6 protein-coding genes are annotated in these 6,359 nt (G+C 74.4%); 2 read left to right on the forward strand and 4 right to left on the reverse strand.

What is annotated here, in order from left to right; translation table 11 throughout:
- The first annotated feature begins 235 nt into the window (after positions 1-235).
- Together xylA and xylB are read left to right on the forward strand one after the other, a co-directional pair.
- The gene (xylA, locus tag J5O08_RS20145; RefSeq protein WP_147795461.1) at positions 236-1,423 is read left to right on the forward strand and encodes a xylose isomerase; all 1,188 of its coding nucleotides are present in this window, start codon (positions 236-238) and stop codon (positions 1,421-1,423) included.
- A 121-nt stretch (positions 1,424-1,544) separates the two neighbouring features.
- Positions 1,545-2,975 (forward strand): xylulokinase, encoded by a 1,431-nt coding sequence (xylB, locus tag J5O08_RS20150; RefSeq protein WP_218708688.1) that lies wholly within the window; start codon positions 1,545-1,547, stop codon positions 2,973-2,975.
- A 73-nt stretch (positions 2,976-3,048) separates the two neighbouring features.
- On the opposite strand, the gene J5O08_RS20155 is transcribed toward xylB, so the two are convergent.
- From J5O08_RS20155 to nadC, 4 genes are all read right to left on the reverse strand, one after another.
- Positions 3,049-3,390, reverse strand: coding sequence for an Lsr2 family protein (locus J5O08_RS20155; protein ID WP_147795459.1), 342 nt, complete (start codon positions 3,388-3,390; stop codon positions 3,049-3,051).
- A 119-nt stretch (positions 3,391-3,509) separates the two neighbouring features.
- Positions 3,510-3,686 (reverse strand): hypothetical protein, encoded by a 177-nt coding sequence (locus J5O08_RS20160; protein ID WP_168216971.1) that lies wholly within the window; start codon positions 3,684-3,686, stop codon positions 3,510-3,512.
- A 77-nt stretch (positions 3,687-3,763) separates the two neighbouring features.
- Positions 3,764-5,299, reverse strand: coding sequence for a lysine--tRNA ligase (gene lysS / locus J5O08_RS20165; RefSeq protein ID WP_218708689.1), 1,536 nt, complete (start codon positions 5,297-5,299; stop codon positions 3,764-3,766).
- Positions 5,300-5,335: 36 nt separating this feature from the next.
- A complete protein-coding gene (gene nadC / locus J5O08_RS20170) occupies positions 5,336-6,262 on the reverse strand; it encodes a carboxylating nicotinate-nucleotide diphosphorylase (protein ID WP_218708690.1) in 927 nt (308 codons plus the stop codon).
- Positions 6,263-6,359: the final 97 nt, after the last annotated feature.

Raw genomic sequence — 6,359 nt, forward strand, 5'->3', positions numbered from 1 at the left:
CAGCACGTGCCGCAGCACCAGCGCCAGGTTGTGCTCGCGCAGCGATCCCTGCCGGGCCGGGACCCGACGGCGCGCGGCCGGACCGGCGGCGGCCGGGCGGGCCGCGCCGGGGTCGGCGGCGGGCGCCTCTCGGGGCGCGGCGGCGGCGTCGGTCACGCGGTTGACCCTAACCGGTCCCGCGTATAAGTTCACTCACAAGACAAACCCCGCAGGGTTACTCGACGAGGAGCAGACGATGGTGCGCACGCCCACCCGCGACGACAAGTTCTCCTTCGGTCTCTGGACCGTCGGCTGGAACGCCCAGGACCAGTTCGGCTCCGCGAGCCGGCCGTGGCTCGACCCGGTGGAGTCGGTGCACAAGCTCGCCGAGCTCGGCGCCGCGCACGTGACCTTCCACGACGACGACGTGGTGCCGTTCGGCTCGGACGACGCGGAGCGCGAGCGCATCCTCGGCCGGTTCAAGCAGGCGCTGGCCGACACCGGCATCACGGTCGAGATGGTCACGACCAACACCTTCAGCCACCCGATCTTCAAGGACGGCGCGTTCACCTCGAACGACCGCCGCGTGCGCCGCTACGGCCTGCGCAAGGTCATCCGGAACGTCGACCTGGCCGCCGAGCTCGGCGCCGACACGTTCGTGATGTGGGGCGGCCGCGAGGGCGCGGAGTACGACTCCGCCAAGGACCTCAACGCGGCGCACGACCGGTACGCCGAGGGCATCGACACCGTCGCCGCGTACATCAAGGAGAAGGGCTACGGCCTCCGGATCGCCATCGAGCCGAAGCCGAACGAGCCCCGCGGCGACATCCTGCTCCCGACGATCGGCCACGCCCTCGCGCTGATCGCGAAGCTCGAGCACGGCGACATCGTCGGCCTGAACCCGGAGACCGGCCACGAGCAGATGGCGGGCCTCAACTACACGCAGGGCATCGCCGAGGCGCTGTGGGCCGGCAAGCTGTTCCACATCGACCTGAACGGCCAGCGGTCCATCAAGTACGACCAGGACCTCGTGTTCGGCCACGGCGACCTGTTCTCCGCGTTCGCCACCGTCGACCTGATCGAGAACGGCTTCCCGTCCGGCGGCCCGCGCTACGACGGCCCCCGGCACTTCGACTACAAGCCGTCCCGCACCGAGGACTTCGACGGCGTGTGGGAGTCGGCCAAGGCCAACATGGCGACCTACCTGCTGCTCAAGGAGCGCGCGCAGGCGTTCCGCGCCGACCCGGAGGTCCAGGAGGCCCTCGAGGCGTCCGGCGTGCTCGAGCTGTCGCAGCCGACGATCGGCGAGGGCGAGACCCTGGCCGACCTGCTGGCCGACCGGTCCGCGTACGAGGACTTCGACGTCGAGGGCGTCGCCGCCCGCGGCTTCGGCTTCGTCCGCCTGAACCAGCTGGCCCTGGAGCACGCGCTCGGCGCCCGCTGACCCGAGCCACCACCGCCGAGGTCGAGGGTTTCCGCCGAGGTCGAGGGTTCCTGCCCCCGATCTCGCGTGGAACCCTCGACCTCGGCGCTTCGTCCCGTACCAGCAAGAGCGAGGAAGCAGCATGGCCCTGGTCGCCGGGGTGGACTCCTCCACCCAGTCCTGCAAGGTCGTCGTGCGCGACGCCGAGACCGGGGCGCTGGTGCGCTCCGGCCGCGCGTCGCACCCTGACGGCACCGAGATCGACCCGCGGCACTGGTGGGACGCGCTGCAGACCGCCGTGCGGGACGCCGACGGGCTCGACGACGTCGATGCCGTGGCCGTCGGCGGCCAGCAGCACGGCATGGTCGCGCTCGACGCCGACGGCGAGATCGTCCGCGACGCGCTGCTGTGGAACGACACCCGGTCCGCGCCCTCGGCGCTGGCGCTGATCGACGAGCTGGGCGGGCCGCAGGCCTGGGCCGACGCGATCGGCTCCGTGCCGGTCGCCTCGCTGACGGTCACCAAGCTGCGCTGGCTCCGGGACCACGAGCCGGACGCCGCCGCGCGGGTCGCCGCCGTCGCGCTCCCCCACGACTGGCTGACCTGGCGGCTCGCCGGGTACGGCCCCGGCAACGCCGACCTGACGGCGCTCACGACCGACCGGTCCGACGTGTCGGGCACCGGCTACTGGTCGCCGTTCACCGAGGACTACCGCCGCGACCTGCTGGAGCTGGCGCTCGGCCACGACGTCGTGCTGCCGCGGGTCGTCGGCGCGGGCGAGGCGGCGGGCGTCGCCGGGGACACCGGGCTCGTGCGGGCGGGTGCGGCGCTGGGCGCCGGGGCGGGCGACAACGCCGCCGCCGCGCTCGGCCTCGGCATGGTCGCCGGCGACGTCGCGATCTCGATCGGCACCTCAGGCGTCGTGTCCGCGGTGTCCGCCACGCCGACGGCCGACGGCTCGGGCCTGGTCACCGGGTTCGCCGACGCGACCGGCGCCTACCTGCCGCTCGCCTGCACGCTGAACGCCTCCCGGGTGCTGGACGCCGCGGCGCGGATGCTCGGCGTCGACCACGCGGGCCTGTCCGCGCTCGCGCTGTCCGCGCCCGCCGGCGCCGACGGGCTGGTGCTGGTCCCGTACCTCGAGGGCGAGCGGACCCCGAACAAGCCCGACGCGACCGGCGCGCTGCACGGGATGCGGCTGGCGAACACCACGCCCGCGCACCTGGCCCGGGCCGCGGTCGAGGGCATGCTGTGCGCGCTGGCCGACGGCCTGGACGCGCTGCGCGCGCAGGGCGTGCCGGTCGAGCGGGTGTCCCTCATCGGCGGCGGCGCGCAGTCCGAGGCGGTCCGGCGGATCGCGCCGGCCGTGCTCGGCACCGCGGTGACCGTGCCGACGCCGGGCGAGTACGTCGCCGACGGCGCCGCGCGCCAGGCCGCGTGGGTGCTCGGCGGGTCGGAGCAGCCGCCGGCGTGGACCGCCGCGGGCGAGGCGGAGCTCTACGAGGCCGACCCGGCGCCGCGTGTGCGCGAGCAGTACGCCGCGGTGCGCGAGCTGACGGCGACGCGCGGCTGAGCCCGGCCTCGGACGCAGGACGGCCCGGCACCCCTCGCGGGGTGCCGGGCCGTTCGCGTGCGTTCCGCGGGCGTCAGCCCTGGGCGGCCTCGTAGGCGTCGCGGATCTCGGCGGAGATGCGGCCGCGCTCGGAGACCTCGTAGCCGTTCTCCTTGGCCCAGGCGCGCACGGCGCCGGCGTCGGAGGACCGGCGCGGACGGCTGGCGCCGCCACCGCTGCTGCGGCCCGCGGAGGAGCGGCCGCCGACCTTGCGGGCGTGGCCGACCCAGGTGCCGAGCGCGTCGCGCAGCTCGGCCGCGTGGGCGCTCGTGAGGTCGATCTCGTAGGAGACGCCGTCGAGCGCGAACGTCACCGTCTCGTCCGCCGTGCCGCCGTCAATGTCGTCGACCAGCAGGACCTGAACCTTCTGTGCCATTTCGCCCTCCCGAGCATCGGCCGCCGTCGCAGGCCCCCGATCGGCGAGCGGCGAATATGTGCGTGCGGGAAAAGCATGGCAGCCGAATGGCGTCGCGTCAAAGGACGCGTGTCAATGGTTCAGATTTCGGGCGAAGTGCCCGCCTCATTCGCGCGCGCCGCGTCCTCGCGGTCCATGCGCGCCAAAGCGGCGCGTTCCGTGCGATCGGCGTTGATGAGCGCGCGGATGGCGATCCAGAAGATCACCCCGACGCCGACGGACGGGATGAGCGCGGCGAGCGCAGGACCGATGTTCATACGGACCAGGGTACGCCGGAGAACGGCACCGCCCGGCGGCCCGCGGGGGCCGCCGGGCGGGTGCGCGGCGCGGTGGATCAGGCCTGGGGCTTCACCAGCGGGAACAGGATCGTCTCCCGGATGCCGAGGCCGGTCAGCGCCATGAGCAGGCGGTCCACGCCCATCCCCATGCCGCCGGTCGGCGGCAGCGCGTACTCGACGGCCGCGAGGAAGTCCTCGTCGAGCTGCATGGCCTCGTCGTCGCCGGCGGCCGCCAGGATCGCCTGCGCCTCGAAACGCTGCCGCTGGATCACCGGGTCGACCAGCTCGGAGTACGCGGTGGCGAGCTCGAAGCCGCGGACGTACAGGTCCCACTTCTCGACCTGGCCCTTGATGCTGCGGTGGTCGCGGGTCAGCGGGCTGGTCTCGACCGGGAAGTCCCGCACGAAGGTCGGCGCGTGCAGGTGGTCGCCCACCTGGTGCTCCCAGATCACCTCGACGAGCTTGCCGTGGCTCACCCGGTTCGGGTCGAGCTGCACGTCGAGGCGGTCGGCGATCTTCTGCAGGTGCGCCACCGAGGTCTCGGGCGTGATCTCCTCGCCGAGCGACTCGGACAGCGAGCCGTACATCGTGAGCTGCGCCCAGTCGCCGCCGACCTCGTACTCCTCGCCGTCCGGGAGGGTGATCGTGGTCGTGCCGAGCACGTCCTGCGCGGCGGTCTGCACCAGGTCCTGGGTGAGCGCCGCCATCGTGTCGTAGTCGCCGTAGGCCTCGTACGCCTCGAGCATCGCGAACTCCGGCGAGTGCGTGGAGTCCGCGCCCTCGTTGCGGAAGTTCCGGTTGATCTCGAACACGCGCTCCAGGCCACCGACCGCGGCGCGCTTGAGGAACAGCTCCGGCGCGATCCGCAGGTACAGGTCGATGTCGAACGCGTTCATGTGCGTGACGAACGGGCGCGCCGCGGCGCCGCCGGGCTGGGTCTGCAGCATCGGGGTCTCGACCTCGAGGTAGCCGCGGCGGTGGAAGTTCTCCCGGAGCGAGCGCACGACGCCGGCGCGCAGCCGGACGGTGTCGCGGGCGGCCGGGCGCACGATGAGGTCGACGTACCGCTGGCGGACGCGCACCTCCTCGGACAGCTCCGGGGCCTCCTCGTCGCCCTTCGCGTACAGGTTGGGCAGCGGGCGCAGCGACTTGGCCGCGAGGGTCCAGGCGTCGGCCATCACGGACAGCTCGCCGCGGCGGGACGCCACGACGGTGCCGTGCACGAACAGGTGGTCGCCCAGGTCGACGTCGGCCTTGAACGCGGCGAGCCGGTCCTCGCCGACGTTGGCCAGGCTGAGCATCGCCTGCAGCCGGTTGCCCTCGCCGTCCTGCAGCGTGGCGAAGCAGAGCTTGCCGGTGTTCCGCAGGAACACGACGCGGCCGGCGACGCCGACGACGTCCTCGGTCTCCTGGCCGGGCTCCAGGTCGGGGTGCGCGGCGCGGACCTCGGCGATGGTGTGGGTGCGGGGGACGCCGACCGGGTACGGCTCGACGCCCTCCGCCAGCATCCGGTCCCGCTTCTCGCGCCGAACCCGGAGCTGCTCGGGGAGGTCGTCGGCGGCGGGGGCGGGCGTCTGCTGGGGCTCGGTCACGCCCGGAATCCTACCGAGCGGGCGGGGCCCCGGCCGTCACGGGGCCGGCGCGGGCGCGCGGACGCCCTCGACCAGGTCCAGCGCCAGGTCCAGGATCGGCGACGAGTGCGTGAGCGCCCCGACCGACAGGTAGTCGACGCCGGTCGCGGCGACCTCGGCGGCGCGGTCGAGCGTGAGGTTGCCGGTGGCCTCGAGCTCGACGCGCCCGGTCGCCCCCTCCCTCGCGCGCACGGCCTCGACGGTCGCCGCGAGCACCGGCGTCGGCATGTTGTCGAGCAGCAGGAACCGGGCGCCGACGCCCACGGCCTCCAGCGCCTGCTCCGTGGTGTCGGCCTCGACCTGGATCGCCACGTCCGGGAAACGCGCGCGCACGGCCTCGACCGCCGCCGCGACCCCGCCGGCCGCCACCACGTGGTTGTCCTTCACCATCGCGACGTCGTGCAGGCCCATGCGCTTGTTGGTGCCGCCGCCCCGGCGCACCGCGTACTTCTCCAGCTCGCGCAGGCCGGGGGTGGTCTTGCGGGTGTCGAGCACCTGCGCGCCGGTCCCGGCCAGGGCGTCGGCCCAGCGGCGGGCGTGCGTCGCGACGCCGGAGGCGCGGGACGCGAGGTTCAGCGCGGTGCGCTCCGCGACCAGCAGCGCCTGCACGGGGCCGGTGAGCACGGCCAGCACGTCGCCCGGCGCGACGGCGGTGCCGTCCTCGACCCGCTGGTCGACCGTGGCGGGGGCGAGGCCGAGGCGGTCGGTGACCTGGCGCAGCACCTCGGCGACGACCGGCAGGCCGGCGACGACCCCGGCCTCGCGGGCCACCAGGTGGGCGACGCCCGGGACGTCCGGGGCGACGGTGGCCTGGGTGGTGACGTCGCGGCCCGGGGCGGGGCCGAGGTCCTCGTCGAGGGCGACCGCGACGGTGCGGGAGAGCCAGGCGGGGTCGAGGGCGTCGGGGGCGTCGGGCGTGGTCACCCCGGAAGCCTAGGGCCGCGCGCGAGGCGCTCCGTGCGGGCCGGAGTGGCGTTCGGTGGAGTGTTCTGCCCGACACGCCCCGGCGTGTCGGGCAGAA

This window comes from Cellulomonas sp. PS-H5 (assembly GCF_019265565.1).
Taxonomy (GTDB): Bacteria; Actinomycetota; Actinomycetes; order Actinomycetales; family Cellulomonadaceae; genus Cellulomonas.